This is a genomic window from Amycolatopsis sp. NPDC051071 (genome assembly GCF_040682875.1).
In the GTDB taxonomy this organism is placed as follows: Bacteria; Actinomycetota; Actinomycetes; order Mycobacteriales; family Pseudonocardiaceae; genus Amycolatopsis.
This window is the reverse complement of sequence record NZ_JBFBBY010000016.1, coordinates 73,913-97,282: the sequence shown is the minus strand read 5'-3', so window position 1 is coordinate 97,282 and position 23,370 is coordinate 73,913. Positions and strand designations below refer to the sequence as shown.

At 67.9% G+C, this 23,370-nt stretch carries 24 protein-coding genes; 13 read left to right on the top strand and 11 right to left on the bottom strand.

Annotated features, from left to right (window positions below):
* Nucleotides 1-247 precede the first annotated feature (247 nt).
* The gene (locus tag AB0M65_RS08575; RefSeq protein ID WP_364023560.1) at nt 248-904 is read right to left on the bottom strand and encodes a GntR family transcriptional regulator; all 657 of its coding nucleotides are present in this window, start codon (nt 902-904) and stop codon (nt 248-250) included.
* 182 nt (nt 905-1,086) lie between these two features.
* On the opposite strand from AB0M65_RS08575, the gene AB0M65_RS08570 reads away from it, so the two are divergent.
* From AB0M65_RS08570 to AB0M65_RS08550, 5 genes are read left to right on the top strand one after another with little or no spacing between them, the layout of a single operon-like run.
* Nucleotides 1,087-2,331, top strand: coding sequence for an MFS transporter (locus tag AB0M65_RS08570; protein WP_364023537.1), 1,245 nt, complete (start codon nt 1,087-1,089; stop codon nt 2,329-2,331).
* Between the two features lie 26 nt (nt 2,332-2,357).
* Nucleotides 2,358-3,152, top strand: a complete 795-nt coding sequence (locus AB0M65_RS08565) for a putative hydro-lyase (RefSeq protein ID WP_364023534.1) — start codon at nt 2,358-2,360, stop codon at nt 3,150-3,152.
* A complete protein-coding gene (locus AB0M65_RS08560; protein WP_364023531.1) occupies nt 3,152-3,910 on the top strand; it encodes a 5-oxoprolinase subunit PxpA in 759 nt (252 codons plus the stop codon). The genes AB0M65_RS08565 and AB0M65_RS08560 overlap by 1 nt, the downstream gene beginning before the upstream one ends.
* Entirely contained in the window at nt 3,910-4,536 is a 627-nt protein-coding gene (pxpB, locus tag AB0M65_RS08555) for a 5-oxoprolinase subunit PxpB (protein WP_364023528.1), read from the top strand. The genes AB0M65_RS08560 and pxpB overlap by 1 nt, the downstream gene beginning before the upstream one ends.
* Nucleotides 4,533-5,390 (top strand): biotin-dependent carboxyltransferase family protein, encoded by an 858-nt coding sequence (locus AB0M65_RS08550; RefSeq protein WP_364023525.1) that lies wholly within the window; start codon nt 4,533-4,535, stop codon nt 5,388-5,390. Before pxpB ends, AB0M65_RS08550 begins: the two co-directional genes overlap by 4 nt.
* Before the next feature lie 347 nt (nt 5,391-5,737).
* Here AB0M65_RS08550 and AB0M65_RS08545 read toward each other — a convergent pair whose 3' ends face one another.
* The 6 genes from AB0M65_RS08545 to AB0M65_RS08520 all read right to left on the bottom strand — a co-directional run bounded on the left by AB0M65_RS08545 (nt 5,738) and on the right by AB0M65_RS08520 (nt 11,007).
* The gene (locus AB0M65_RS08545; RefSeq protein WP_364023522.1) at nt 5,738-6,361 is read right to left on the bottom strand and encodes an alpha-ketoglutarate-dependent dioxygenase AlkB; all 624 of its coding nucleotides are present in this window, start codon (nt 6,359-6,361) and stop codon (nt 5,738-5,740) included.
* Between the two features lie 223 nt (nt 6,362-6,584).
* Nucleotides 6,585-7,637 (bottom strand): alcohol dehydrogenase catalytic domain-containing protein, encoded by a 1,053-nt coding sequence (locus AB0M65_RS08540; RefSeq protein ID WP_364023519.1) that lies wholly within the window; start codon nt 7,635-7,637, stop codon nt 6,585-6,587.
* 9 nt (nt 7,638-7,646) lie between these two features.
* Entirely contained in the window at nt 7,647-8,021 is a 375-nt protein-coding gene (locus tag AB0M65_RS08535; protein WP_364023558.1) for a transcriptional regulator, read from the bottom strand.
* A gap of 183 nt (nt 8,022-8,204) precedes the next feature.
* Nucleotides 8,205-8,888, bottom strand: coding sequence for a metal-dependent transcriptional regulator (locus AB0M65_RS08530; protein ID WP_364023516.1), 684 nt, complete (start codon nt 8,886-8,888; stop codon nt 8,205-8,207).
* Between the two features lie 35 nt (nt 8,889-8,923).
* A complete protein-coding gene (locus AB0M65_RS08525) occupies nt 8,924-9,373 on the bottom strand; it encodes a GNAT family N-acetyltransferase (protein WP_364023513.1) in 450 nt (149 codons plus the stop codon).
* Between the two features lie 5 nt (nt 9,374-9,378).
* Complete coding sequence (locus tag AB0M65_RS08520) at nt 9,379-11,007, bottom strand: amidohydrolase (protein WP_364023510.1); 1,629 nt, start codon at nt 11,005-11,007, stop codon at nt 9,379-9,381.
* Between the two features lie 47 nt (nt 11,008-11,054).
* Between AB0M65_RS08520 and AB0M65_RS08515 the strand changes: the two genes are divergently transcribed.
* From AB0M65_RS08515 to AB0M65_RS08500, 4 genes are read left to right on the top strand one after another with little or no spacing between them, the layout of a single operon-like run.
* Nucleotides 11,055-11,798, top strand: coding sequence for an enoyl-CoA hydratase/isomerase family protein (locus AB0M65_RS08515; RefSeq protein WP_364023507.1), 744 nt, complete (start codon nt 11,055-11,057; stop codon nt 11,796-11,798).
* Nucleotides 11,795-13,339 carry an ATP-dependent acyl-CoA ligase gene (locus AB0M65_RS08510; RefSeq protein ID WP_364023504.1) on the top strand — a complete coding sequence of 515 codons (1,545 nt, stop codon included), beginning with the start codon at nt 11,795-11,797 and terminating at the stop codon, nt 13,337-13,339. Before AB0M65_RS08515 ends, AB0M65_RS08510 begins: the two co-directional genes overlap by 4 nt.
* Nucleotides 13,330-13,971, top strand: coding sequence for a TetR/AcrR family transcriptional regulator (locus tag AB0M65_RS08505; RefSeq protein WP_364023501.1), 642 nt, complete (start codon nt 13,330-13,332; stop codon nt 13,969-13,971). The genes AB0M65_RS08510 and AB0M65_RS08505 overlap by 10 nt, the downstream gene beginning before the upstream one ends.
* Nucleotides 13,972-14,029: 58 nt before the next feature.
* Nucleotides 14,030-14,356 carry a hypothetical protein gene (locus tag AB0M65_RS08500; RefSeq protein ID WP_364023498.1) on the top strand — a complete coding sequence of 109 codons (327 nt, stop codon included), beginning with the start codon at nt 14,030-14,032 and terminating at the stop codon, nt 14,354-14,356.
* A gap of 71 nt (nt 14,357-14,427) precedes the next feature.
* Here AB0M65_RS08500 and AB0M65_RS08495 read toward each other — a convergent pair whose 3' ends face one another.
* The gene (locus AB0M65_RS08495; RefSeq protein WP_364023495.1) at nt 14,428-15,597 is read right to left on the bottom strand and encodes an acyl-CoA dehydrogenase family protein; all 1,170 of its coding nucleotides are present in this window, start codon (nt 15,595-15,597) and stop codon (nt 14,428-14,430) included.
* Nucleotides 15,598-15,780: 183 nt separating this feature from the next.
* Here AB0M65_RS08495 and AB0M65_RS08490 point away from each other — a divergent pair, with 183 nt between their 5' ends.
* Together AB0M65_RS08490 and AB0M65_RS08485 are read left to right on the top strand one after the other, a co-directional pair.
* Nucleotides 15,781-17,136: a cation:dicarboxylase symporter family transporter gene (locus AB0M65_RS08490; protein ID WP_364023493.1), complete on the top strand. Its 1,356-nt coding sequence runs from the start codon at nt 15,781-15,783 to the stop codon at nt 17,134-17,136.
* Between the two features lie 28 nt (nt 17,137-17,164).
* Nucleotides 17,165-17,854, top strand: coding sequence for a 4'-phosphopantetheinyl transferase superfamily protein (locus tag AB0M65_RS08485; RefSeq protein ID WP_364023490.1), 690 nt, complete (start codon nt 17,165-17,167; stop codon nt 17,852-17,854).
* Between the two features lie 76 nt (nt 17,855-17,930).
* Here the strand turns inward: AB0M65_RS08485 and AB0M65_RS08480 are convergent, their stop codons facing one another.
* Together AB0M65_RS08480 and mihF are read right to left on the bottom strand one after the other, a co-directional pair.
* Nucleotides 17,931-19,070, bottom strand: a complete 1,140-nt coding sequence (locus AB0M65_RS08480) for an isochorismate synthase (RefSeq protein ID WP_364023487.1) — start codon at nt 19,068-19,070, stop codon at nt 17,931-17,933.
* A 107-nt stretch (nt 19,071-19,177) separates the two neighbouring features.
* Nucleotides 19,178-19,489 carry an integration host factor, actinobacterial type gene (gene mihF / locus AB0M65_RS08475; protein ID WP_005155963.1) on the bottom strand — a complete coding sequence of 104 codons (312 nt, stop codon included), beginning with the start codon at nt 19,487-19,489 and terminating at the stop codon, nt 19,178-19,180.
* Nucleotides 19,490-19,938: 449 nt separating this feature from the next.
* On the opposite strand from mihF, the gene AB0M65_RS08470 reads away from it, so the two are divergent.
* Both AB0M65_RS08470 and AB0M65_RS08465 read left to right on the top strand, forming a co-directional pair.
* Nucleotides 19,939-21,576: a long-chain fatty acid--CoA ligase gene (locus AB0M65_RS08470; RefSeq protein ID WP_364023484.1), complete on the top strand. Its 1,638-nt coding sequence runs from the start codon at nt 19,939-19,941 to the stop codon at nt 21,574-21,576.
* 100 nt (nt 21,577-21,676) lie between these two features.
* Nucleotides 21,677-22,939, top strand: coding sequence for an extracellular solute-binding protein (locus tag AB0M65_RS08465; protein WP_364023555.1), 1,263 nt, complete (start codon nt 21,677-21,679; stop codon nt 22,937-22,939).
* Here the strand turns inward: AB0M65_RS08465 and AB0M65_RS08460 are convergent.
* A complete protein-coding gene (locus AB0M65_RS08460) occupies nt 22,908-23,357 on the bottom strand; it encodes a hypothetical protein (protein ID WP_364023481.1) in 450 nt (149 codons plus the stop codon). The genes AB0M65_RS08465 and AB0M65_RS08460 overlap by 32 nt on opposite strands.
* Nucleotides 23,358-23,370 lie beyond the last annotated feature (13 nt).

The following is a 23,370-nucleotide window of genomic DNA, read 5'->3' as shown; positions in this document are numbered from 1 at the left end:
AGGACGACCGTGAGCGCCTCCCGTCGTTAGAACGACCCTTATCACTCACGACCCCCTCCCGAAACCGCGCACATTGCTCAAACTGGACACTCGAATCCCGAAAAGCGTCCTTTGTGGATAGTCCAGGAGCGCCCGGACACTGGCGAGCCCGCTGCCGCCGCCAAATCCGCCACGCCACGTTTGCCTTACCCCTCAATTAGTCCTCTGGTTGCGGTGGTTCGCACTCGGAACTACCGCAACCAGAGGACTAAACGCGTTGGTCGGCGCGTTCGGCGTAGGCCTCGACGAGCTGGTTTTCGGCGTCGTCGAGGTACCGCGCCAGTAGCGCTTCGGCACCGGCGCCGTCGCCTGCCTCGATACGTTCGAGGATCTCGACGTTGCGCTTGAGGTACGGCTCGTAGAAGCGCCGCGGATCGGCCATCATGTGGAACACCAGCCGGAGTTCGGCGAAGATGCCCCGCATCAGCTCGTCGATCCGTTCGCTGCCACCGAGTTCCGCGATCGCCGAGTGGAACCGGATATTCGCGGTGCCGAGGTCTTGCCAGCGTTCACGCCGCTCGGCGAGCTTGCCGTCCTCGACCATCCGCGCGAGTTTCGCGAACGTCGGCGGCTTCTCCGTCACCCTGCGGACCGCTGAGCACTCGACAACCTTGCGCACCTTGTAGAGGTCGACGACGTCCTCGGCGCTGAGCACCCGCACGAAGACGCCGCGGTTGAGCTCGTGCGCCAGCAGCCGCTCATGCGTGAGCAGCCGGAACGCCTCACGCAGCGTGTTGCGGGAGACACCGAGCGCCGAACCGATGTCCTGCTCCGACAGCCGCACCCCCGGCAGGAAGAAACCCTCGGCGATCCGCGTGCGCAGCACGCCGGCGACCCGCTCGGCGGTGCTGGTGCGGCTGATCATGCCGCGATCCGCTTCGAGTCCTCGCACCGAGGCCGGGCCATCCTCCGCGATCGTCACGTGATCGATCCTACCTACGGACAAGAGGGCAAGCCAAGGATCCTCTTGTGGAATTGTTGAACAATACCTACAGTTGCTAGCCATGTGACCCGTGCCACGATGGGATTCACCCTCTGGAGGTGCCGATGAACGCGACAGCCACTACCGAAGACACACGCCCCTTCGCTTGGTTCCGCACGCTCGGTTCGCGAGGCCGCCGGGCCTTTGTCGGCGCGTTCGGTGGGTACGGCCTCGACTCGTTCGACTACCAGACCCTGCCGCTGGGCCTGGCCGCGATCACCGCCTACTACGGCCTCTCCGGCGGCGAAGCGGGCCTGCTCGGCACGACGACGCTGGTGGTCTCGGCGATCGGCGGCATCGGCGCGGGCGTCCTCGCCGACCGCATCGGACGCGTGCGCACCCTCCAGATCACCATCGCGATGTACACGATCTTCACCGTGCTCTGCGGCTTCGCGCCGAACTTCGAAACGCTCCTGATCTTCCGCGCCCTGCAGGGCCTCGGCTTCGGTGGCGAGTGGGCGGCCGGCGCCGCGCTGGTGGCGGAGTACTCGCAGGCCCGTTACCGCGGCCGCACGGTCGCCTTCGTCCAGAGTGCGTGGGCGGTCGGCTGGGCGCTGTCGGTGGTCGTCTACACGGTCGTCTTCAGCCTGTTCAGCCCGGACATCGCCTGGCGCGTCATGTTCTGGACCGGTGTCATCCCCGCGCTGCTGGTGCTGTGGGTCCGCCGCAACGTCCAGGACGCCCCTGTCGCCGAAGCCGCCCGGGCCGCCAAGAAGGAACGCGGTTCGTTCAAGGGCATCTTCAAGCCGGACCTGCTGCGCACGACGTTCTACGCCGCACTGCTCGCCACCGGTGTCCAGGGCGGCTACTACACCCTCGCGACCTGGCTGCCCAGCTACCTGAAGACCACCCGCGGCCTCACCGTCATCGGCACCGGCGGCTATCTCGCGTTCCTCATCTCCGGCGCCTTCATCGGGTACATCACCGGCGGCTATCTCACGGATCTCTTGGGGCGTAAGAAGACCTTCTTGCTGTTCTCCGTACTGTCGGCGGCACTGATCGTCGCCTACACCCAGATCCCACCGGGCGCGAACACCCTCGTGTTGTTCCTCGGCTTCCCGCTCGGGTTCTCGATGTCCGCGATCTTCAGCGGGTTCGGCGCCTTCCTCGCCGAGCTGTACCCGTCGGCGCTGCGCGGGACCGGGCAGGGCTTCACCTACAACCTCGGCCGGGCCGTCGGCGCGACGTTCCCCGCCGTGGTCGGCTTCCTCGGCGCCGGCGGTGCGATGGTGTTCGGCGCGGTCGGCTACGGCATCGCCGCGCTGGCACTGCTCGGCCTGCCCGAAACTCGCGGTCGCGAGCTGTTGTGACGACAATCGGAAGAGGAGGCACCGCGATGACCACCTTCGACGAACCGGCGACGACGACCCCTGGCGAAGCTCGCGCCCTGTTCCGCGCGGGCACGGCCCGGCCGACCACCGGCTGGGCACACGGCTTCACCCAGACCAACCTGATCGCCGTCCCCGAGGACTGGGCGTACGACGTCCTGCTGTTCTGCCAGCGGAATTCGCAGCCTTGCCCGGTCCTCGACGTCAGCGACCCCGGCGACCCGTCGACGCGGCTGGCACCGGGCGCGGATCTGCGCACCGACCTGCCGCGCTACCGCGTCTGGCAGAACGGCGCCCTGTCCGGCGAGATCACCGACGCGAGCGGGCTGTGGCGCAGCGACATGGTCGCGTTCTCGATCGGCTGCAGCTTCACCTTCGAAGCGGCTTTGGCCGCGGAGGGGATCCCGTTGCGGCACGTCGACCAGGGCCGCAACGTGGCGATGTACGTGACGAACCGCGCATGCGTCCCGGCCGGGCGGCTGCACGGGCCGATGGTCGTCTCGATGCGGCAGATCCCCGAAGACCGCGTCGACGACGCCGTCCGCATCACCCGCGGGATGCCGGCCGTGCACGGTGCGCCCGTGCACATCGGCGACCCCGGGGCGCTCGGCATCACCGATCTCGGCAAACCCGATTTCGGCGACCCGGTCGACGCGGATCCCGGCGACGTGCCGGTGTTCTGGGCGTGCGGTGTCACTCCGCAGGCGGCGCTGATGGCTTCACGGCCGCCGTTCGCGATCACGCACGCGCCGGGCTACATGTTCGTGACCGACAAGCTCGACAGTGAATTCCGGGTGGTCTGATGGATCTCAACAGTGACCTCGGCGAGGGTTTCGGCGCCTGGAAAATGGGCGACGACGACGCCATGCTCGACATCGTCACCAGCGCGAACGTCGCTTGTGGCTTCCACGCCGGTGATCCGTCGGTGATGCGGCGTGTCTGCGAACGCGCGGCGGAGCGGGGCGTCGTCATCGGCGCCCACGTGGCTTACCGCGATCTGGCCGGGTTCGGGCGGCGGGCGATGGACGTCGCCCCCGCCGACCTGACCGACGACGTGCTCTACCAAATCGGCGCGCTCGACGCGTTCGCGCGGGCCGCCGGCACCCGGGTGCGCTACGTCAAACCGCACGGGGCCTTGTACAACACCGCTTCCGTGGATCCGGAGCAGGCGGCCGCGGTGGTCGAAGGGATCCGGCGGTTCTACCCCGCGCTCGCGCTGCTGTGCCCGCCGAACTCGGAAATGGCCAAGCAAGCCGAAAAAGCCGGGTTCCCCGCGTATGCCGAGGCGTTCGCGGACCGCGCGTACACGCCAAAAGGCCTTCTGGTGTCCCGGAAACTGCCTGGCGCTGTCCTGCACGACGCCGACGAGGTCGCCGACCGGGCGGTCGCGATGGCGACCGCCGGCAAGGTCGTCGCCGAGGACGGTACCGAGCTCGCGCTCAAGCCCGATTCACTGTGCGTACACGGCGACACCCCGGGCGCCGTCGAACTGGCGCGACGGATCCGCGCGGGTCTCGGCAATTCGAGTGTCCACCTCGGATCGTTCCTCGAGGCCGCGTGATGCGAGTGCTGCCCTACGGGGCGCGTGCGGCCATGGTCGACTTCGACGACCCGTCGGAGGTGCTCGGGCTGCACGCGTCACTGGAGCAGGATCCACCGGACGGCGTCGTCGAACTGGTCCCGGCCGCCCGGACCCTGCTCGTCCGGTTCGACCCTGGCCGGACCCATCATGACCGTCTCGCCGGTTCGATCCTGGACCGGTCTACTGTGGACATAGCGCCGCGTGAAGCCGCCGAGATCGTCGTCCCGGTGCGGTACGACGGCCCGGACCTCGCGGACGTGGCGGCCGCCGCCGGCCTGTCCGCCGAGGCCGTCGTCCGGCGGCACGAGGACGGCACCTACGTGTCGGCTTTTTGCGGCTTCGCACCGGGTTTCGCCTACCTGACCGGCCTCGACCCCGCACTCCACATGCCCCGCCGGTCGAGCCCACGCACCCGGGTCCCGGCCGGTTCCGTCGCGATCGCCGGCGAGTACACGGCGGTGTACCCGCACGCCTCACCCGGCGGCTGGCAGCTGATCGGGCGGACCACGCTGCCGGTGTGGGACGTCGAGCGGGACCCGCCGAACCTGTTGACGCCGGGGACGCGAATCCGGTTCTCGGGCTCTTCGGACCTCTCACGCCGATGACGTCGAAGATCGAAGTCGTCCGGCCCGGGATCTTCACCACTGTGCAGGATCTCGGGCGCCCCGGCCTGGCCGCGATCGGCGTCGGCCGGTCCGGCGCCGCCGACCGGGGCTCGTTGCGCCTGGCCAACCGGCTGGTCGGGAACCCCGAGGAGAACGCAGCTCTCGAAGTCGTTCTCGGCGGTCTCGTCCTGCGGTTCTCCTCGCCCGCGACCGTCGCCGTCACCGGCGCGCCCTGCTCGATCACCGCGGGCGGTCGCGCCGCGGGCCCCGGCTCGCCGGTGTTCATGCGCGCGGGTGAAGAACTCGTACTCGGCATGGCCTCCCAAGGTTTGCGGTGCTACGTCGCCGTGCGCGGCGGCATCGACGTCCCCACGGTGCTGGGCGCACGTGCCACCGACACCCTCGGCAAACTGGGCCCGCCCGCACTGTCGGCGGGTATGACCTTGCCGGTGGGACAACGGGTGCTGGATCATCCCGGTGTCGACCTCGCTCCTCGTGCCGCCCTTCCGGCCGAGCCGGTCTTGCGGGTGACGCCAGGACCGCGGCTTGATTGGTTTGTTCCCGAAGCACTGTCCACTTTGGTCGGTTCTCCGTTCGTCGCCACCCCCGATGTCGATCGGGTGGGCGTGCGGCTTGAGGGGCCTGAGCTTTCGCGGGCACGCGGTGGCGAGTTGCCGCCCGAGGCCGCCGTGCCCGGCGCGTTGCAGATTCCTCCTTCTGGGCAGCCGATCTTGTTCCTCGCGGACCATCCGGTGACCGGGGGCTACCCGGTGCTCGCCGTGGTCGACGAAGCCGATTTGGATCTGGCCGCACAGGTGCGGCCGGGGCAACGGGTGCGATTCCGCCTGGGGTGATCCTTCGCGTTTAGTCGACTACTTGCCGGTGTGGGCCGCCGGGTCGGCGAATTCGCAAGTAGCCGACTAATTGCGGTCGTGTGGTCGGCCTATGTCCGCAGTGCATGATGTTGCCTCCCGGGTGTTGGTGGGGTCGAGGTAGGTGAACTTGGGGAGCGCGTCTTCGCTGGTCATAACTCTGACGATACACCTGTTCGAACATATGTGCTAGCCTGTTTAGAGTAACCACCAAGTGCGCAGGAGTTCATCCAGAAGGGCAGCAAAAGACCACATGGCGAATACGTAGAGGAAGCAGCGAAGGGTCGAGAAAGAAGCGAAGCGAACTTAAGAGCGCGAAGAGCGCTTAATCAACCAAGGCCCGAAACCCGCAAAGTGATGTTCAATCGCCCAGCCAACCCCAACTCAGGATCGGCACTTCCCGGCAACACCCGAGGCACCCCGTGGAAAGCCAGCCTCGACTCCCCGCCGAACACGAACAAATCTCCCGACCGCAGGTCGACGTCGGTGTACGGCCGCCCGCGGTTCGCCGTGTTCCCGAACCGGAAGACGCAAGCGTCCCCCAGGCTCAGCGACACCACGGGCTCCAGCGAGGCCTCGTCCTTGTCCTGGTGCATCCCCATTTTCGCGGCGGAGTCGTAGAAGTTCACCAGCGCGATGTCGGGGTCATACAAAGAAGACCCGTAGGCCTCGGTTACCGCCCGCCGCCCGAGATCGCCCAGCCACGAAGGGAACGGAAGCACCGGGGAGCCGTCATCGGTCACCCGCGAATACCGGTACGGGTACCAGTGCCAGCCGAGACAGACCGTCCGGACGGACATCACGCCGCCGTTCGGCAGCCGTGCCTGCCGGTAGCCACGCCAGCCGCGGCAGGCTTCGACCAGGCGACGTTGCTCGTCGAGGTCGAGCCAGTCGGGGACGTGCACCGCACCGGGCGCGACTTCGGCCCGAGGGCGAGGGATCAGTGCGTCCACCCGTCGATTGAACCAGGACGCGCGCCGATGATCCGGTGGCCCCGCACCATGACACCGGCCGCGGCGAACCACGCCAGTACCCGTCTATAAAGGGTGTGAGACGGAACCTCGACAATTGTCACATCGGACAAGGTGTCACAAGATCCGACCTGAAGCCACCTTTCGGGCTACTCCGATCGGCCGGTTGACCACAGTGCGTACGGCCGGTCACGCGGAATCACCGTCAGAAGAGAACCACGGTCACACCGGCCTGCGCGGGCACCGGATTGTTCATCGACGCCAGGACTGCGGGGACGTCGTCGAGGCCGACCCGCTTGCCGATCATCGCTGCGAGGTCGATTCCGGCGGTTTCCACGACACGCAGCATCTCCGGATACTCGTGCGCCTGGAGCCCGTGGATGCCGACGATCTCCAGTTCGCCGCCGATCACCCGGTGCATCGGGATCGGCGCGACGCCCTGCGCGGGTGGCATGAGACCGGCCTGGACGTGCCGTCCCCGTTTCCGCAGGCCGCCGATCGACGCCGCGCAGGTGCTCGGCGAGCCGAGGCAGTCGAGCGACACGTGAGCGCCGCCGCCGGTCAGCTCGCGGACATGCGTGGCGACGGCTTCATGGCCGTCGAAGGCGGAAGGGTCCACGGTCACCGCGGCACCCATCCGCGTCGCCAACGCCCTGGCCTGCGGAGACGGGTCGACGGCGACGACCGACGCCCCGGCGGCGACGGCCAGCAGGATCGCCGAGATCCCGACCCCACCGCAGCCGTGGACGGCGACCCACTGGCCGGGCCGCACCGCGCCCTGGCGCAGCACCGCGCGGAACGCGGTCCCGAACCGGCAGCCCAGCGCGGCCGCTTCCGCTCCCGCCAGCGAGTCCGGCAGCGCCACGAGGTTGACCTCGGCGTTCTCGATGGCGACGTACTCCGCGAACGAACCCCAGTGGGTCGCGCCCGGCTGGAACTCGCGGTCGCAGATCTGCTGGTCACCGGCCGCGCATTGAGCGCAGGTCCCGCAGGCGCAGACGAACGGGACGGTCACCCGGTCACCCACCGACCAGCCGCGGACGCCGTCACCGAGTGAGGCGATCCGGCCGGCGAGTTCGTGCCCGGCGACGTGCGGCAACTTGACGGAGGTGTCGTGTCCCTGCCAGGAGTGCCAGTCGCTGCGGCACACCCCGGTCGCGTCGAGTGCGATCACCACCCCGCCCGGCGCGGCCACCGGATCCGGCACCTCGCGTACCTCGGGCAGCACCCCGAACTCCTCGAAGACGACCGCCCGCACCGGTTCTCCTCACGTTCCTCGCTGCATCACCAGGCCCTCGCCGGGCACCGTACACCGGGTGGCGTGGCCACGCGGTGGCCCCAAAAGCCTCGACAGCGCCTCCGACGGCACCCCGAGGATCTCTTCGAGGTTCTTCAGCACCAGCAGGGATTCCGGCCGTTCGGGACGGCAGCGCCCGGACTGCCAGTGGCTCAGCGTCGCGAGGCTGATCGAACAGCCCCGCCCGCGCAGCCGGTACCGGATCCGGTCGAGACCGAGTCCCCGCGCCCTGATCGCGGCTCTGAGAGCATCCGCGAACGGCCCGCTTTCCAACAGCCGCCTGAGTTCACGTCCTTCCGCCACCCCCCGGTCGATGGTGTGTGTCCGCTGACCGGTCATTGTCATCGCCTTCGCAAACTCGCTAGCCACCCGGAAAAGCGCAGCCTAGGCGGGAGCACACATGATCGGAAGGGCCTTAGATCACCTATCCACGCGGCATGTGGGTGATGTGCCGAAGAGCCGAATTATGCAGGGACGTAGGGAAAATTCCCACCGCCGGTCCCGGCCGAAATGTGTCCACAGTGGACTTTAGCGCACCGCGACGGACAACGCCTGCGCGATCTCCTTGCCGATGGCATGCGTCGCCGCGTCCGGCGGCGAGCCGACCTTGACCACCATCGGACCGCCGAACGGCTGGCGCTCGACGACCTCGATCCGCTCGCCGAGGTTGATGGCGTGCTCGGTGAGATACCTCAGCAGCTCCGGGTCGGTGTCCCAGACCCGGACGATCTCACCGACCGCGCCGGGCGGCAGATCGTCGAGGATGCGCATCGGCAGCTCCTCGACGCTGCCGTCGGCGGCGGGGATGGGGTCGCCGTGTGGGTCGCGCACCGGGTTGCCGAGTTTCGCCGCGATCCGCTCGACGAGCCTGTCCGACACGGCGTGCTCCAGCGCGTCGGCTTCGGCGTGCACCTCGTCCCAGGTGTAGCCGAGCTCGGACACCAGGTAGGTCTCGATGAGCCGGTGACGGCGGAGCACCGAGCGGGCGAGTTGCCTGCCCTCGGCGGTCAGTTCGATCCCGCGGTACGGCACGTGCGCGACCAGCCCGAGCTGGGACAGCTTCGTGACCATGCCGGACGCCGACGACGGGCTGACTTCCAGCCGACCGGCCAGCGACGTGTTGGTGACGGCCTCACCGCGTTCCACCAGCCCGTAGATCACCCGGACGTAGTCCTCAACGGACGACGACCTGCGGTTTGCCCCTTCACCCATGCCGGTGAGTTTACGGCTTGCCATTCACGGACGGCTCACCCAGCGTGGGGTCGCCAGCGGTACCGGATCCAGCCGGGGACCTGCTCCGCGCCGAGCTGGGCGTAGAACGCCTCGCCCTTCTCGTTGCCCTCCTGCATGTCCCATTCGACCCGGCCGGGGGTGCGGGCGGCGAGCTCGTCGAGCAGCTCCCGGCCGAGACCGAAACGCCGGTGCTCCGGGCGTACGAAGAGGTCGTCGAGCCAGATCCCGGGCCTGGCCTCCCAGGTGGAGAAGTTCCAGCTGCAGAAGGCGAAGCCGGCGACCTCGCCCGGCTCGTCCGGCGGGGTGGCGAGCAGCACCCATGCCTTCGGAGCGGGCCCGAAGAGGAACCCGGCCATCTCCTGGCGGTCCAGCTTCAGGTCGTGTTTGTCCTCGTAGACCGCGTGCTCCTCGATGAGCGCGCAGATCTCCTCGATGTCGTCCGCGACAGCGTCCCGTACCGGCATGGGTCTCAGCTCCGTTCGTAGACGATGTCGCCGCCGACGGCGGTGGCGACGACGTGGATCGAATCCAAAGTGGACTCGTCGGTCGGGTCCGCCGAGAGGACGGCGAAGTCGGCGAGTTTGCCGGGCAGCAGCGTGCCGAGGTCCTTTTCGGCGAAAGCGGCATACGCGGAGCCATAGGTGTAGGCACGCAAGGCTTCCGCCGGGGTGAGCCGTTCCTCGGGGCCCAGCACCACGCCGGACGCGGTCTTCCGCCGGACCATGTCGGCGAGTCCGAGCAGCGGCGCGCCGTCGACGACCGGGCGGTCCGAGCTGGCGGGCAGGACACAACCGGCGTCGAGGACGGTTTTGAGCCGGTAGCACCACGGCTCGCGTTCCGGGCCGAGCGCGGCACGCATACCGTCGCCGATCTCGTTGACGAACCGGCCCTGCGGCGACGCGATCAGCCCCAGCGAGGCCAGCCGTTTCAGCTCCTCTGGCCGCAGCACCGCGCAGTGTTCGATGCGGTGCCGGTGATCCGGCCGGGGGTCGGCTTTCAGCGCGGCTTCGTAGGCGTCGAGGACCAGGGTGATCGCGCGGTCGCCGATGGCGTGCGTCGCGATCTGCCAGCCTGCCCGGTGCGCGGCGGCGATCGTCCGCGCGATCTCGTCTTCGGGCACCTGGAAGTAGCCGACGTTGTCCGGCTCCCCGGCGAACGGTTCGTGCATCGCGCAGGTCCGGCCGATCAGGGAACCGTCGGCGAACAACTTCATCGCGCCGATCCGCAGCCATTCGTCACCGAAGCCAGTACGCATTCCCAGGTCAAGCCCGTACAGCGCTGATGGCTCCTCGGCGGGAAGGCGTGCCTCGGAACGCGCCCCCGCATCCAGCTCGTGCAGCACACTCGCCGCGACCATCACCGTGCTCCGCACCCGCAGCACGCCGCGGTCGCGCGCCAGCTGGTAGGCGGCGAGTTCGGCGGGGGTCTCCCCCACCAGCCCCCCGCCGATACCGGCTTCCTGGACGCTCGTGATCCCTTCGGAGAGATACCGCTCGCTCGCCCTGTCCAGCCCACGCGCGACGGCTTCCACCGGCGTCGGGTACGTCAGCGGCCGCAGCAGCAGCTGCGCTTGTTCCCGCAGCAGCCCGGTCGGCGAGCCGTCGTCGTCGCAGACGACGTCGCCGCCCACCGGCACGTTCGCCAGGTCCAGCCGCTCCAAGACCGCGGAGTTGACCACCGTCATATGCCCGGACGTGTGCTTCAGCCGAACGAGGAAACCGGGTGCGGCACGGTCGAGGCCGTACCTCGTCGGATGCCCGCCTTCGAGTTTGTTCTGGTCGTAGCCGCTGCCGATGATCCAGCTACCCGGCGGGAGCCCGGCGGCGCGCCGCGCGACGGCGTCGTACACCTCGTCCACGCTGCGGCAATCCGACAGCGGGACGTCGTCGAGCGCCATCCCGAACCAGGCCATGTGGTTGTGCGCGTCGTGGAAACCCGGCACCACGACGGTGCCACCCAGATCGACGCGGCGTACTGCGGAAAGCGCGGCAGCGTCCGCGCCAATAGCGACGATTCTTCCGTTAAGCACCGCGATTGCTTCGGATTCCGCGACTCCGGTGAGGAACCGGGCGTTCTCGTAAACCGTGTCGACCCGCATGAATCCGACCCTATCGATCGATCGATCGGTCGTCTAGGCTCGGCTTCATGAGCACCGTGGACTACGCACTCGACGACGGCATCGCCGTGATCTGGCTGAACCGCCCCGAACGCCTGAACGCGGTGGTCACCGAACTGGTCGACGACCTGCTGGAAGCCCTCGACGCGGCCGCGCACTCCGACGCGCGGGTGATTGTCCTCGCCGGCCGGGGACGTGCTTTCTGCGCCGGTCATGACCTCAAGGAGCCCACCCCGGAGGGTGATTCACGCCCGCGACTCGACCGGTTGCAGGACGTGACGCGCCGCCTTCGCGGGCTGCGCCAGCCCGTCATCGCCGCTGTCCACGGCTACGCGATCGGCGCGGGTGCCGAGTTCGCGATGGGCTGCGACCTGATCCTCGCGGCGGACAACGCGGTGTTCGCCTTCCCCGAGGTCTCGCTGGGCCTGAGCGTCACGGGTGCGGCGTCGCGGCTGCTGCCGCTGCTGGTCGGCCCGCTGAAGGCCAAGGAACTGCTGCTGCTGGGCGAGCGCGTGAGCGGCGAGAAGGCGCGCGAACTCGGGCTCGTCAACGCCGTCGTCCCGGCCGACGACCTGATGGACACCGCGCTCGGCTGGGCGACCCGGATCGCCGCGCATCCGGCCGCCGCGGCCACGATGGCCAAACGCGCCCTCGACTCCGGCATCGACAGTTCACTCGACGCCGCACTCGAACTCGAGGTCAGCCACGCGCTGATCACCGAACACTCCGCCGCCGTCCTCGCTTCAGCGGAAGCCTTCCGGAGCCGTACATGACTTCACTCGCCGGGATCGACACCCTCGTCGGCTTGACCACCCGCGCCGCCACGCTGTGGCCGGACAAGACGGCCTGGATCTTCGACGTCACCGGCGAACGGCTGACCTTCGCCGACGTCGACAGGCGCAGCACCGGGTTCGCCAACGCGCTCCGGGAACTCGGCGTGGAACCGGGCGACCGGGTCGCGGTGATGCTGCGTAACCAGCCCGAATTCCCGTTGCTGTGGCTGGCGCTGGCCAAGATCGGCGCGGTGCTCGTCCCGGTCAACACCGGGTACCGCGAGTTCGACGGCGCCCACGTCCTCCGGCATTCCGGTGCCAGGTTCGCCGTCGTGGCCGAGGACTTCCTGGAGCTGCTGAACAAGCTCACGCCGGAGACGTCGCTGAGGCGCGTGCTCACGCCCGGCGAACTCACCGATCCCGGCGGCGATCCGGCCTTTGAAAGCGAGGGTGAGCGCCCGGTCAACATCCAGTACACATCGGGAACCACCGGCGCGCCCAAGGGCTGCGTGCTGCCGAACCGGTACTGGACGACCCTCGCGATCAGCCTGGCCACCGACTTCCCGGCGGTCGGCGAGGACGACGTCATCCTGACCGCGCAACCGTTCCACTACATCGATCCACAGTGGAACGTCGCACTCGGGCTGGCGGGCGGCGCGACACTGGTGGTACTCGACCGGTTCCACCCGTCGACGTTCTGGGAGAAGGTCCGCGAGCACGGCGTCACCTGGTTCTACTGCCTCGGCCTGATGCCCACGCTCCTGCTGCGGCAGCCGGAAAGCGAACTGGACAAGGCACATCAGGTCCGGGCGATCTGCGCGTCGGCCATCCCGCGCGACCTGCACGCGGCCCTCGAAACCCGCTGGGGAACCCCCTGGTACGAAGCCTTCGGGATGACCGAAACCGGTGGCGACATCCGGATGTACCCGGCGGATCACGAGGAGACGGTCGGCACCGGCTGCCTCGGCAGGCCCGCACCCACCCGCGAGGTGATGGTCGCGGACGACACGGGGAAACCGCTGCCGCGTGGGAAAACCGGCGAGCTGCTGATCCGCGGGGTCGGGCTCATGCACGGCTACCACAACGACGCCGAAGCGACCGCACGCGCGTTCGAAGGCGGCTGGTTCCACACCGGCGACCTGGCCACAATGGACGGCGAAGGCCGCGTGTACTACGTGGGCCGCACCAAGGACATGATCCGGCGCAGCGGCGAGAACGTCTCCGCCGACGAGGTCGAACGGGCACTGCAACTCCATCCGGCGGTCGGCCTCGCCGCGGTCATCGCGGTACCGGACGACCTGCGCGGCGAAGAGGTCAAGGCGTACGTCGTCCTCGACGAAAACGAGGGACACCAGTGTGAACCGGCCGAACTGGCGGAGTTCTGCTCGGCGAAACTGGCCTATTTCAAGGTTCCCCGGTTCTGGACCTTCGCGAGCGAGCTTCCGATGACGTCCTCGGAACGGGTCGCCAAGGGTGAATTGAAGAAGGCGGAAGACCTCCGTGCCGGATCGTGGGACAGGACGACCGGAGAATGGCTGTGAGCACCCGCGAACGAGTCCGCCAGGCCGCGGTGAAACTGTTCGCCGCCAAGGGTTTCCACGGTACCGGCATCCGGGACCTCGCCCAGGAGGCGGAACTGTCGTCCGCCAGCCTGTACCACTACATGGGCACCAAGGAAGATCTGCTGGTGGCCATCATGGACGAGTCGCTGCGGCGGCTGCTCGACGCGGCAGAGCAGGCGACCAGCGGGCTCACGGATCCGGTGTCCAGGCTCGGATCACTGGTGGCACTGCATGTACTGGCCCACGCCATCCAGCCGGATAACACCCGCGTGGTGGACAACGAGGTCCACGCGCTCACGCCCGAAGCCAGGGCCGGGGTGGTCGGGCTGCGCGATGCCTACGAACGACTTTGGGCGGACGCCATCGAAGATGGTGTCACGGCCGGCGTCTTCCGCACCGACCAGCCGTCCGTGACCCGGCTCGCACTGGTGGAGATGTGCAGCGGGGTCGCCCGATGGTATTCACCGCGGGGACCGCTCACCCTTGACCAGCTGGCCTCGCACTACGCGGAACTGGCCCTGCGGGCGCTAGGCTGCTCAAGTCACCTCGACGTCACCGCGTTGCAAAACTGCCGTGAAGTGGTCTCGGGAGTGTGGCGAGTGCCCGTTTAGCGGCGACTTTAGGTCGGTACGCCTTGCTCAGACGGCTTCTCTGGGGGACGCTCGAAGGGTGACTGAGCAAACGATCCAACTCGAACTGGACGACTCGGGTCTCTCGCCGGCGTTGCCGGTGCCTTCGAACCCCCGTGATCAGGTACAGGATGTGCCGTATCGCCCGGTGGGATTTCGCGACGACGACCTGCCCTCGGCACTCGAACGGTGTGCCAAGTGGCTGCGTCAGGCTCAGGAGTGGCTTGGGGAGCCGGTCGATGTGCTGGCCGTCCATCTCGATTACGACGACCGCCAGGGTTCGCCGTACTACGACGTGAAGCTTCTCTGCAACGAGGAGGACCTGGCCGGGGTCCCGATCGCGATGCGGAACCAGAAGGAAGACTAGGCCGTGTCTGACGGGGACTTTCCTGGCGAATTTTGCCAGGAAAGTCCCCTTCATCGCACTCGGGCAGGCACTCAGCCCAGGGTGCCGCCGACCTTGACGTGCCCCTTCAGCAGGTTGCGCGCGATGGTCCGGCGCTGGATCTCGTCGGTGCCCTCGTAGATCCGCAGCAGCCGCAGTTCCCGGTACCACCGCTCGACCGGCAGTTCCCGCGTGTAGCCCATTCCGCCGTGGATCTGCAGGACGCGGTCGACGATCTCGTTCGCCTTCACGCCGCCGTACAGCTTCGCCATCGACTGCGCGTGCCGCGAATCCACCTTCTGGTCGACCTGCCAGGCCGCGTGCAGCACCAGCCAGCGCAGCGCCTCCAATTCGGTGCCGGAATCCGCGATCATCCACTGGATGGCCTGGCGCTCGGCGATCTTCTGCCCGAACGTCTCCCGCGTGTTGGCGTGCTCGATGGCCATCGAGATCAGCCGCTCGCACGAACCGATCGCGCGGGCGGGCAGCAGATAGCGGCCCGCGCCGATCCACTGCATGGCCAGGTCGAAACCGTGGCCGAGTTCGCCGAGAATCTGCGTCTCCGGCACGCGGACGTCCTCGAAGACCAGCGCCGCCGGGCCCCATTCGCCCATGGTGTCGATGTACTCGGACTTCCAGCCCGCGTCGCGGTCGACGAGGAAGCAGGTGACGCCGCCGTTCGCCCCCTTCTCCGGATCGGTGATCGCGAAGACCATGACGAAGTCGGCCTCGTTACCGCCGGTGATGAAGGTCTTCTCGCCGTTGATGACCCAGTCGGTGCCGTCCTTGCGGGCCGACGTCCGGATGGCCTTGGCGTCCGAGCCCGCGCCGGGTTCGGTGATCGCGAAGCAGGACTTGCGCTCACCCGAGATCGTCGGGAGCAGGTAGCGCTCCTTCTGCTCGTCGTTGGCGTAGTAAAGGATGTTGTCCGCCGCGCCGCCGAAGCGGAACGGCACGAACGTACGGCCGAGTTCGGCCTCCAGCAACGCGGTCATCACCGCGGACAAGCCCATGCCGCCGTACTCCTCCGGCGTCTGGACACCCCAGAAGCCGGACTCCTTGGCCTTGAGCTGGAGTTCGCGTAGTTCTTCGCCGGTGAGGCCCGGCTGACCGGCACGTTCGCGGCGCAGCACCTCCTGCTCGCGCGGCATCAGGTCGCGCTGGACGAACGTGCGGACCCAGTCGCGCACCTCGCGTTCCTCGACGCTCAGAGAGAAATCCATGATCAGCCCGCTCCTGTTCGGCATTGACTAAGTGGTCGGTTTCGGAGGTCCTTCGGGGTCTCGACGGCCCTCCAAAACCAACCACTAAGCGCTCGCTTACCTCAGCGTACCGCTTCGGTTGTCCTACGCCGAGGAACTGTCATAAGTTTTCGCAACCTGTTCCCACTTCGTCGAAGGGCACCCATGACCTCCCAGGAACCCGCGACGAAGCGGGACCGGACCCATTACCTCTATATCGCCGTCATCGTGGCGGTGGTGCTCGGCATCGCCGTCGGCATCCTGTTCCCCGCCCTCGGCAAGGAACTGAGGCCGCTCGGCACCGGTTTCGTGAACCTGATCAAGATGATGATCTCGCCGATCATCTTCTGCACGATCGTGCTCGGCGTCGGCTCCGTGGCGAAGGCGGCGAAGGTCGGCCGCGTCGGCGGGCTCGCGATCGGCTACTTCCTGGTGATGTCGACGGTCGCGCTGGTCATCGGCCTGGTCGTCGGCAACCTCCTGCAGCCCGGCGCCGGGCTGCACCTGACCCCGGAGATCGCCGAAAAGGGCCAGAACCAGATCGCCAAGAGCGAGAGCACCGTCGAGTTCCTGCTCGGGATCATCCCGAAGACGCTGGTCTCGGCGTTCACCGAGGGCGAAGTGCTGCAGACACTGCTGGTCGCGCTGCTCGCCGGGTTCGCGTTGCAGAAACTGGGCACCAAGGGCGAGCCGATCCGGCGCGGCATCGAACACCTCCAGCGGCTCGTGTTCCGGATACTGGCGATGATCATGTGGGCGGCCCCGATCGGCGCGTTCGGCGCCATCGCCGCCGTGGTCGGCGAGACCGGCTGGAAGGCACTGCAGAGCCTCGCGGTGATCATGCTCGGCTTCTACCTCACCTGCGGACTGTTCGTCTTCGTGGTGCTCGGGCTGATCATCGGCCTGCTCGCCAAGGTCAACATCTTCAAACTGCTGAAGTACCTCGGCCGGGAGTTCCTGCTGATCCTGTCGACGTCGTCGTCGGAGTCGGCGCTGCCAAGGCTGATCGCGAAGATGGAGCACGCCGGGGTGTCGAAATCGGTAGTCGGCATCACCGTGCCGACCGGGTACTCGTTCAACCTCGACGGCACGGCGATCTACCTGACGATGGCGTCCATCTTCATCGCCGACGCCCTCGACAAACCACTGGCCATCGGCGAGCAGATCTCCCTGCTGGTGTTCATGATCATCGCCTCGAAGGGGGCGGCGGGCGTCACCGGCGCGGGGCTCGCGACGCTGGCGGGCGGGTTGTCCTCGCACCGGCCGGAACTGGTGGACGGCGTCGGCTTCATCGTCGGCATCGACCGGTTCATGTCCGAGGCCCGCGCGCTGACGAACTTCGCGGGTAACGCCGTCGCGACCGTCCTGATCGGCACCTGGACCAACGAGATCGACCGCGAACAGCTGGACCGGACCCTGAACGGGCAGTCGCCGTTCGACGAAACGACCTTGCTTGACGAACATCCGGGTGATGCCGGTGCGGAATCGGGTAAAGACGCCACTCAAAGAACACCCGAGTGAACCAGTACGGATCAGGTAAAAAGGAGACGTGATCGAATGTGCGGTCCGCTGGTCCCCGCCCCTGTCCGCTGAGCCCCGGTTCCTGGCGCTGCTCGACGACCTCGAACAAGGCCGGTACGACGGTTACCGCCAGGACATCGACAAACGCCGGTTCCTGACCGGCCGCGTCCTGGCGAAGACGGTCGCCGCCGAGCGGCTCGGCCTCGCCGTCGAGGCCGTCACCTTCGACGCGACCTGCGACGACTGCGGCAAACCACACGGCCGCCCCCGGGTGCCCGGTGCGGCGCTGATGCTGTCGATCTCGCATTCCGGCGACCTCATCGGCGTCGCGGCCACCGCGGGCACCCCGGTCGGCCTCGACGTCGAGACGGCCACCAGACGAGCCGACGACTCGCTCATCGAGTACGCGCTGAGCCCGGCGGAGCAGGCGGCGGTGTCCGGACTGCTCGCCGAGCAGCGGACGACGGCGTTCTTCACGTACTGGACGCGCAAGGAAGCCGTCATGAAGGCCACCGGGAAGGGACTGAAGATCCCACTGCAGAGCATCACGTTCTCCGGGTACGACGAGGCCGCGCGGCTGGTCTCGTCGGGTGACCCGGCCCTCGACCCGGCGCGGACGCGGCTCGTGGACCTGAAGGCGTCCGAGGGCTACCGGGCCGCCGTCGCGTTGCTCACTTCCGACGAAATCTCGGTCTCCGAAGACTTCGCGACCCTCTAAGCCCCTCGCGTTTAGTCCTCTGGTTGCGGTACTTGCACGTACAACTACCGCAACTAGAGGACTAAACGCGGGCGGGTCAGATTTCCAGGCCCATGGCGGCGAGCAGGGTGCGGAACTTCGCCGACGTCTCGTCGAGTTCGGTCTGGGGGTCCGACGCGGGCACGATGCCACCACCGGCGTACAGCCGCATGGAGGTGTCGGCGATCTCCGCGCACCGGATCCCGACGGCCCACTCGCCGTCTCCGGCCGCGTCGACCCAGCCGACGGCACCCGCGTAGTACGCGCGGTCGAACGGTTCGAGTTCCCGCACCAGCGTGCGCGCGGCGCCGGTCGGCGTACCGCAGACGGCGGGGGTCGGATGCAGTGCGGCGGCGAGGTCGAGTGCGGTGACGTCCTGGTCGATCAGCTCACCGGTGACGGTCGTCGAAAGGTGCCAGATCGCCGGCGTCGAGACCAGTTCGGGGCCGCGGACGTCGAGCGCCCGGCAGAACGGCCGCAGGATCTCGACGACGGATTCGATCACGACGGAATGTTCGAGGTGGTCTTTTTCGGACGCCAGAAGCGCCTCACCATTGGCCTTGTCGATTGCCGGATCCGCCGACCGGGGCATCGACCCGGCATGCGGCCGGGACAGGACCGAACCGCCGGCGCGGGACAGCAGGAGTTCGGGGGTGGCGCCGACCAGCGTGCGCCCGCCGGGCAGCTGCACGGCGTAGGTGGTGTGCCGGGGGTTCCCGTTCGCCAGGTTCCGGACGACGCCGTCGACCGGAACGGCCTCGGAGAAGTCGAGATCGAGCGCACGGGCCAGGACGACCTTGCGCAGGTCGCGGTCGCTCAACGCCGCGACGGCCGCGCGGACGGCGGCCAGATGTGCCTCCGGTTCGGGCACCGGGGTGACCTTGACCGGCTGCGGGAGTGCGGACCGCCTCGGGACGGCCGCGTGTTCGGCCGACGCGCGACGCACCGAGCGCGGCAGCACCAGGTGACTCTGCGTCGAAAGAGTGTCGAAGGGCAGCACTCCGACCGCGATCGGAGCACCCGAGTCGGCGAATAGTCCAGGCAATGCCTGGGACAGCCGCGCCGGATCGGTGTCGGTCGCGGTGGCCGCGACACCGCTCGCGAGGAGCGCGTGCCGCGCCGTGGCCAGGAGGAAGTCGCCCCGCTCGTAGCGGGCGGCCAGGTCTGCCGGGGTCGCCGGTGCGGTACTGGTCGTCACCTCACCAGCGTCCCAGCCTTCGGCTGAGACCAGGGGAAAGTGTTGCCCGGGCAACAGCCTCTCAGCCAACACTTTCCCCTGGACAGCCTGTGACCGGGGCGGAAGCGTTACTTCAGCGCCTCGAGGAGGGCCTCGCGCTGCCGCTCACCAAGGCCGGCGGCACGCCGGTCCGGGTCGATCCCGGCCTGCTCCAGCAGGGCGGCGACCTTGACCGCGCCCAGACCGGGTACGGCCTTCAGCAGCTGCGTGACCTTCGTCTTGCCGATGGTCTTGTTCTCCTTGGCCTGCTTGAGCACCTTGTCGATGCTCTCCTTGCCGGACTTGATCGACGCAAGCAGCTCGGAGCGCGCTTTGCGAGCCTCAGCCGCCTTGGCGAGGGCATCGGCGCGCTGCTCCGGAGTCAACGTGGGCAGAGCCAACGTAGTAGTCCTTTCATCTCAGGTCTCCGCTTTCGCGGCCGACGGCCTTTACCTTGCTTGCAAGAGCAAGCGCTGGCCAGCCGTCTCTGTACCACGGTCCCAGTAAACGCCACCCGTTCCGCGACCGTGAAACCGACACGCACTTATTACCCCTCGACCACGGCCTGGGCAACCCGCCCCAGCCTGCGGAAACACGCCATTCGGGCACCGATTCGATGGCGTTCATCACCCTTATGAGCGATACCGCCGCTTCACAGTGTTAGCCATTTTCCGTTTGATGGCAGGAAAAGTACGAATTATTGATGATCTTGACCCGAACCGGCGGCCACCCGTTAGCGCGACACTGTGACCGAACGGTTGCCTTCGCCGACCATGACCGTTTCACCCGACCCGCATTAGAGTCGGCCTCACCTCGGTTCACTGGAGAACGAGCACCACGGGAGTACGCGATGTTGAGCACGATGCAGGACGGACAGCTGTCGTTGGCCAGGCTGCTCCGCCACGGCACGACGGTGCACTCCGAGAGCGAGGTGATCACCTGGACCGGTTCAGAAGCCCGGCGCGAGACCTACGGTGAGCTCGGCAAGCACGCCGCCCGGCTGGCCAACGCCCTCCGGAGCCTCGGCGTCACCGGTGACCAGCGGGTCGGCACCTTCATGTGGAACAACGCCGAGCATATGGCCGCCTACCTGGCCATTCCCGCCATGGGCGCGGTGCTGCACACGTTGAACATCCGGCTCTTCCCCGAGCAACTGGTCTTCGTCGCCAACCACGCCGAGGACCACGTCGTCATCGTCGACGGCACGCTGGTCCCGCTGCTGGCGAAGCAGCTCCCCGAACTGAAGACCGTGCGTCACGTCATCGTGGCCAACGGCGACGCCTCGACCCTCCCGGCGCCCGACGGCGTCCAGGTGCACTCCTACGCCGAACTGCTCGCCGGCCAGCCCGACACCTTCGACTGGCCCGACGTGGACGAGCGCTCGGCGGCCGCGATGTGTTACACCTCGGGCACCACGGGTGACCCGAAGGGCGTCGCGTACTCCCACCGGTCGATCTGGCTGCACTCGATGCAGGTCACCATGACCGACAGCATGCGGCTGGCCCAGCACGACAAGGCCCTCGCGATCGTCCCGATGTTCCACGCGATGGCGTGGGGCATGCCGTACGCGGCATTGATGGTCGGCGCCTCGCTGCTGATGCCGGACCGGTTCCTCCAGCCCGCCCCGATCGCACAGATGCTCGCCGTCGAGAAGCCGACCTTCGCCGGCGCCGTCCCGACGATCTGGCAGGGCCTGCTCTCGCACCTCGACGCCAACCCGCAGGACATCTCGCATCTGCGCGAGGTCGTGGTCGGCGGCTCGGCCGCGCCGCCGTCGCTGATGCACGCTTTCGAAGACCGCTACAACGTGCCGATCCTGCACGCCTGGGGCATGACCGAGACGTCGCCGCTGGGCAGCGTCGCACGTCCGCCCGCCGCCGCGACCGGCGAGAAGGCATGGGAGTACCGCTACACCCAAGGCCGGTTCCCCGCGTCCGTCAGTGCCCGGCTGATCGGCGACAACGGCGAGGAACTGCCGTGGGACAACGAAAGCGTCGGTGAGCTGGAAGTGCGGGGCCCGTGGATCGCGGCGTCGTACTACAGCGGCACGACCGGTGACGAACCCGACCCGGAGAAGTTCCACGACGGCTGGCTGCGTACCGGCGACGTCGGCAAGATCAGCCCGGACGGTTACCTCACGCTGACCGACCGCGCGAAGGACGTCATCAAATCCGGCGGCGAGTGGATCTCCTCGGTGGAGCTGGAGAATCAGGTGATGGCGCATCCAGCGGTGGCCGAGGCGGCCGTGGTCGGCATCCCGGACGAGAAGTGGGACGAGCGCCCGCTGGTCGCCGTCGTGGTCAAGGAAGGCGAGAGCGTCACAGCCGAGGAGCTGCGCGAGTTCTTGTCCGACAAGGTCGCGAAGTGGCAGCTTCCGGAGAACTGGACCTTTGTGGACGAAGTCCCCAAGACCAGTGTCGGCAAATTCGACAAGAAGCGGCTGCGGGCGTTCCACTCCGAGGGAAAGCTCGACATCAGTCAGCTCTAACGGGTTAATCTCCCGCGCGCCTGACCTTCCGTGAAGGCCATCTTGAGGGACGCTGTCCCTGAAGATGGCCTTCACGGCGTTCGGCGAAGGGTTCTCGTTGGTGCGTAAGACAAGCAGGCGCGCGTTCCTCGCGATGGCGGGGACGGCCGCGCTCTCCGCCTGCGGGTCCAACACCGTCCAATCAGGAAGCCCGCCGCCCTCGACGGCCTATTCCGCCGGGGTCACCAGGCCGAAGCCGAAGCCGGTGGACCTCACGCAGTGGTACCACCCGTATCCCGAAGCGGGTGTCCAGGAAGCCGTCACGCGGTACGCGGCCGCGTACCAGAAGTCCAAGGTCGCGGTGCGGTGGAATCCCGGCGATTACGAAACGAAACTCGGCGCCGCGCTCCAGGCGGGCCCGGTTCCGGACGTCTTCGAAGGCCAGGTCACCCTCGACCGCGTCCGGCAGAACCTCCTCGTCCCGCTCGACGACGTGATCGGGCCCGTGCGCGGGGACTTCACCCCATCGGTACTCGCGGCGCAGACCGTCGAGGGCAAGCTCTACGGGATCCCGCAGGCACTCGACACGCAGGTTCTCTTCTACCGCAAGAGTTTCCTGCAAGAGGCCGGAGTGCGGCCGCCGCAGACGCTCGACGAACTCGTCGACGCCGCGCGGAAGCTCACCAAGGACGGCGTCAAGGGGCTGTTCGCGGGTAACGACGCGGGTGCGGCGGCGCTCGCCGGACCGCTGCTGTGGGCCGCGGGACTCGACTACGTCAAGGACGGCAAATCCGTCGGGTTCGACGACCCGCGTGCCGCGACGGCGTTCGCGAAACTGCGTGACCTCAACGGTTCGCTGCTGCTGGGCGCCGCGACGGACTGGGCGGACCCGGTCCCGTTCATCGACGGGCTCGCCGCGATGCAGTGGACATGGCTGTGGAACCTGCCGAAGGTCCAGGACACCATGAAGGACGACTTCGGCGTACTGGCCTTCCCCCGGCTCGACACCTCGGGCGCGCCATCGGTCCCGGTCAGCGGCTTGAGCTCGATGGTGCACGCCAAGAGCCTGAACACCGGCGCCGCCAAGGACTTCGTCAAATGGCTGTGGCTGGAACGCGTCGATTTCCAGCACGAGTTCGCCACGAAGTTCGGCTTCCACGTGCCCGCGCGGCTGAGTGTGCTCGACAAACTCGCGCTGGCAGGCGACGCCGCGAAACTGATCCGGGAGAACGGCCGCGCCGCCGGTCCACTGTGGACGCCGGCGGCGAACACCGCACTCGTCGACGCGGTGGGCCGGATCGCCCGCGACGGCGCCGACCCGGCCGCCGAGACGAAAGCCGCGGTCGAGGCCGTCAAAGCCGAACTGGGTCGCCTGCTCGCCTGAACGAGCGTGCATAAGCGACGATCAGGATGATCGAGAGGATCACCGCGCCGCCGTCGGTGACCAGCGACGGAAGCACACCCGGCCAGCCGTATGCCTCGATCGCGGCCCGGTGCACCTCGAACGGCACGAGGAAGATCCCGAGTGCTTGGCAGACGTTGACCGCGAGCACCGGCCAGAACAGCCACTTCCAACGGAACCATACGAGCAGGCCGAGCGCGTTGCCGACGATGAAGACGTTCCCCACCAGCCGCAATGCGCCGAGATAGCCGGATGCGTCACCGGTGGGCGCACCCTTCAGCCGCATGCTCCGCTCGATCAGGTCCAGATCGATGACGACGTAGTTCTGCACCGCGGTCCCGAGCACGAACACGGCCGAGCACAGCACCGTGACCAGGCGGATCTTCGGTGTCCAAAGCATCACTTCCCCCGTT

What these genes read in the sequence shown, in the direction of transcription:
- AB0M65_RS08575 (WP_364023560.1), bottom strand. Translation starts at nt 904, where the DNA reads ATGATCAGCCGCACCAGCACCGCCGAGCGGGTCGCCGGCGTGCTGCGC.
- AB0M65_RS08570 (WP_364023537.1), top strand. Translation starts at nt 1,087, where the DNA reads ATGAACGCGACAGCCACTACCGAAGACACACGCCCCTTCGCTTGGTTC.
- AB0M65_RS08565 (WP_364023534.1), top strand. Translation starts at nt 2,358, where the DNA reads ATGACCACCTTCGACGAACCGGCGACGACGACCCCTGGCGAAGCTCGC.
- AB0M65_RS08560 (WP_364023531.1), top strand. Translation starts at nt 3,152, where the DNA reads ATGGATCTCAACAGTGACCTCGGCGAGGGTTTCGGCGCCTGGAAAATG.
- pxpB (WP_364023528.1), top strand. Translation starts at nt 3,910, where the DNA reads ATGCGAGTGCTGCCCTACGGGGCGCGTGCGGCCATGGTCGACTTCGAC.
- AB0M65_RS08550 (WP_364023525.1), top strand. Translation starts at nt 4,533, where the DNA reads ATGACGTCGAAGATCGAAGTCGTCCGGCCCGGGATCTTCACCACTGTG.
- AB0M65_RS08535 (WP_364023558.1), bottom strand. Translation starts at nt 8,021, where the DNA reads ATGACAATGACCGGTCAGCGGACACACACCATCGACCGGGGGGTGGCG.
- AB0M65_RS08530 (WP_364023516.1), bottom strand. Translation starts at nt 8,888, where the DNA reads ATGGGTGAAGGGGCAAACCGCAGGTCGTCGTCCGTTGAGGACTACGTC.
- AB0M65_RS08525 (WP_364023513.1), bottom strand. Translation starts at nt 9,373, where the DNA reads ATGCCGGTACGGGACGCTGTCGCGGACGACATCGAGGAGATCTGCGCG.
- AB0M65_RS08520 (WP_364023510.1), bottom strand. Translation starts at nt 11,007, where the DNA reads ATGCGGGTCGACACGGTTTACGAGAACGCCCGGTTCCTCACCGGAGTC.
- AB0M65_RS08515 (WP_364023507.1), top strand. Translation starts at nt 11,055, where the DNA reads ATGAGCACCGTGGACTACGCACTCGACGACGGCATCGCCGTGATCTGG.
- AB0M65_RS08510 (WP_364023504.1), top strand. Translation starts at nt 11,795, where the DNA reads ATGACTTCACTCGCCGGGATCGACACCCTCGTCGGCTTGACCACCCGC.
- AB0M65_RS08505 (WP_364023501.1), top strand. Translation starts at nt 13,330, where the DNA reads ATGGCTGTGAGCACCCGCGAACGAGTCCGCCAGGCCGCGGTGAAACTG.
- AB0M65_RS08495 (WP_364023495.1), bottom strand. Translation starts at nt 15,597, where the DNA reads ATGGATTTCTCTCTGAGCGTCGAGGAACGCGAGGTGCGCGACTGGGTC.
- AB0M65_RS08490 (WP_364023493.1), top strand. Translation starts at nt 15,781, where the DNA reads ATGACCTCCCAGGAACCCGCGACGAAGCGGGACCGGACCCATTACCTC.
- AB0M65_RS08470 (WP_364023484.1), top strand. Translation starts at nt 19,939, where the DNA reads ATGTTGAGCACGATGCAGGACGGACAGCTGTCGTTGGCCAGGCTGCTC.
- AB0M65_RS08460 (WP_364023481.1), bottom strand. Translation starts at nt 23,357, where the DNA reads ATGCTTTGGACACCGAAGATCCGCCTGGTCACGGTGCTGTGCTCGGCC.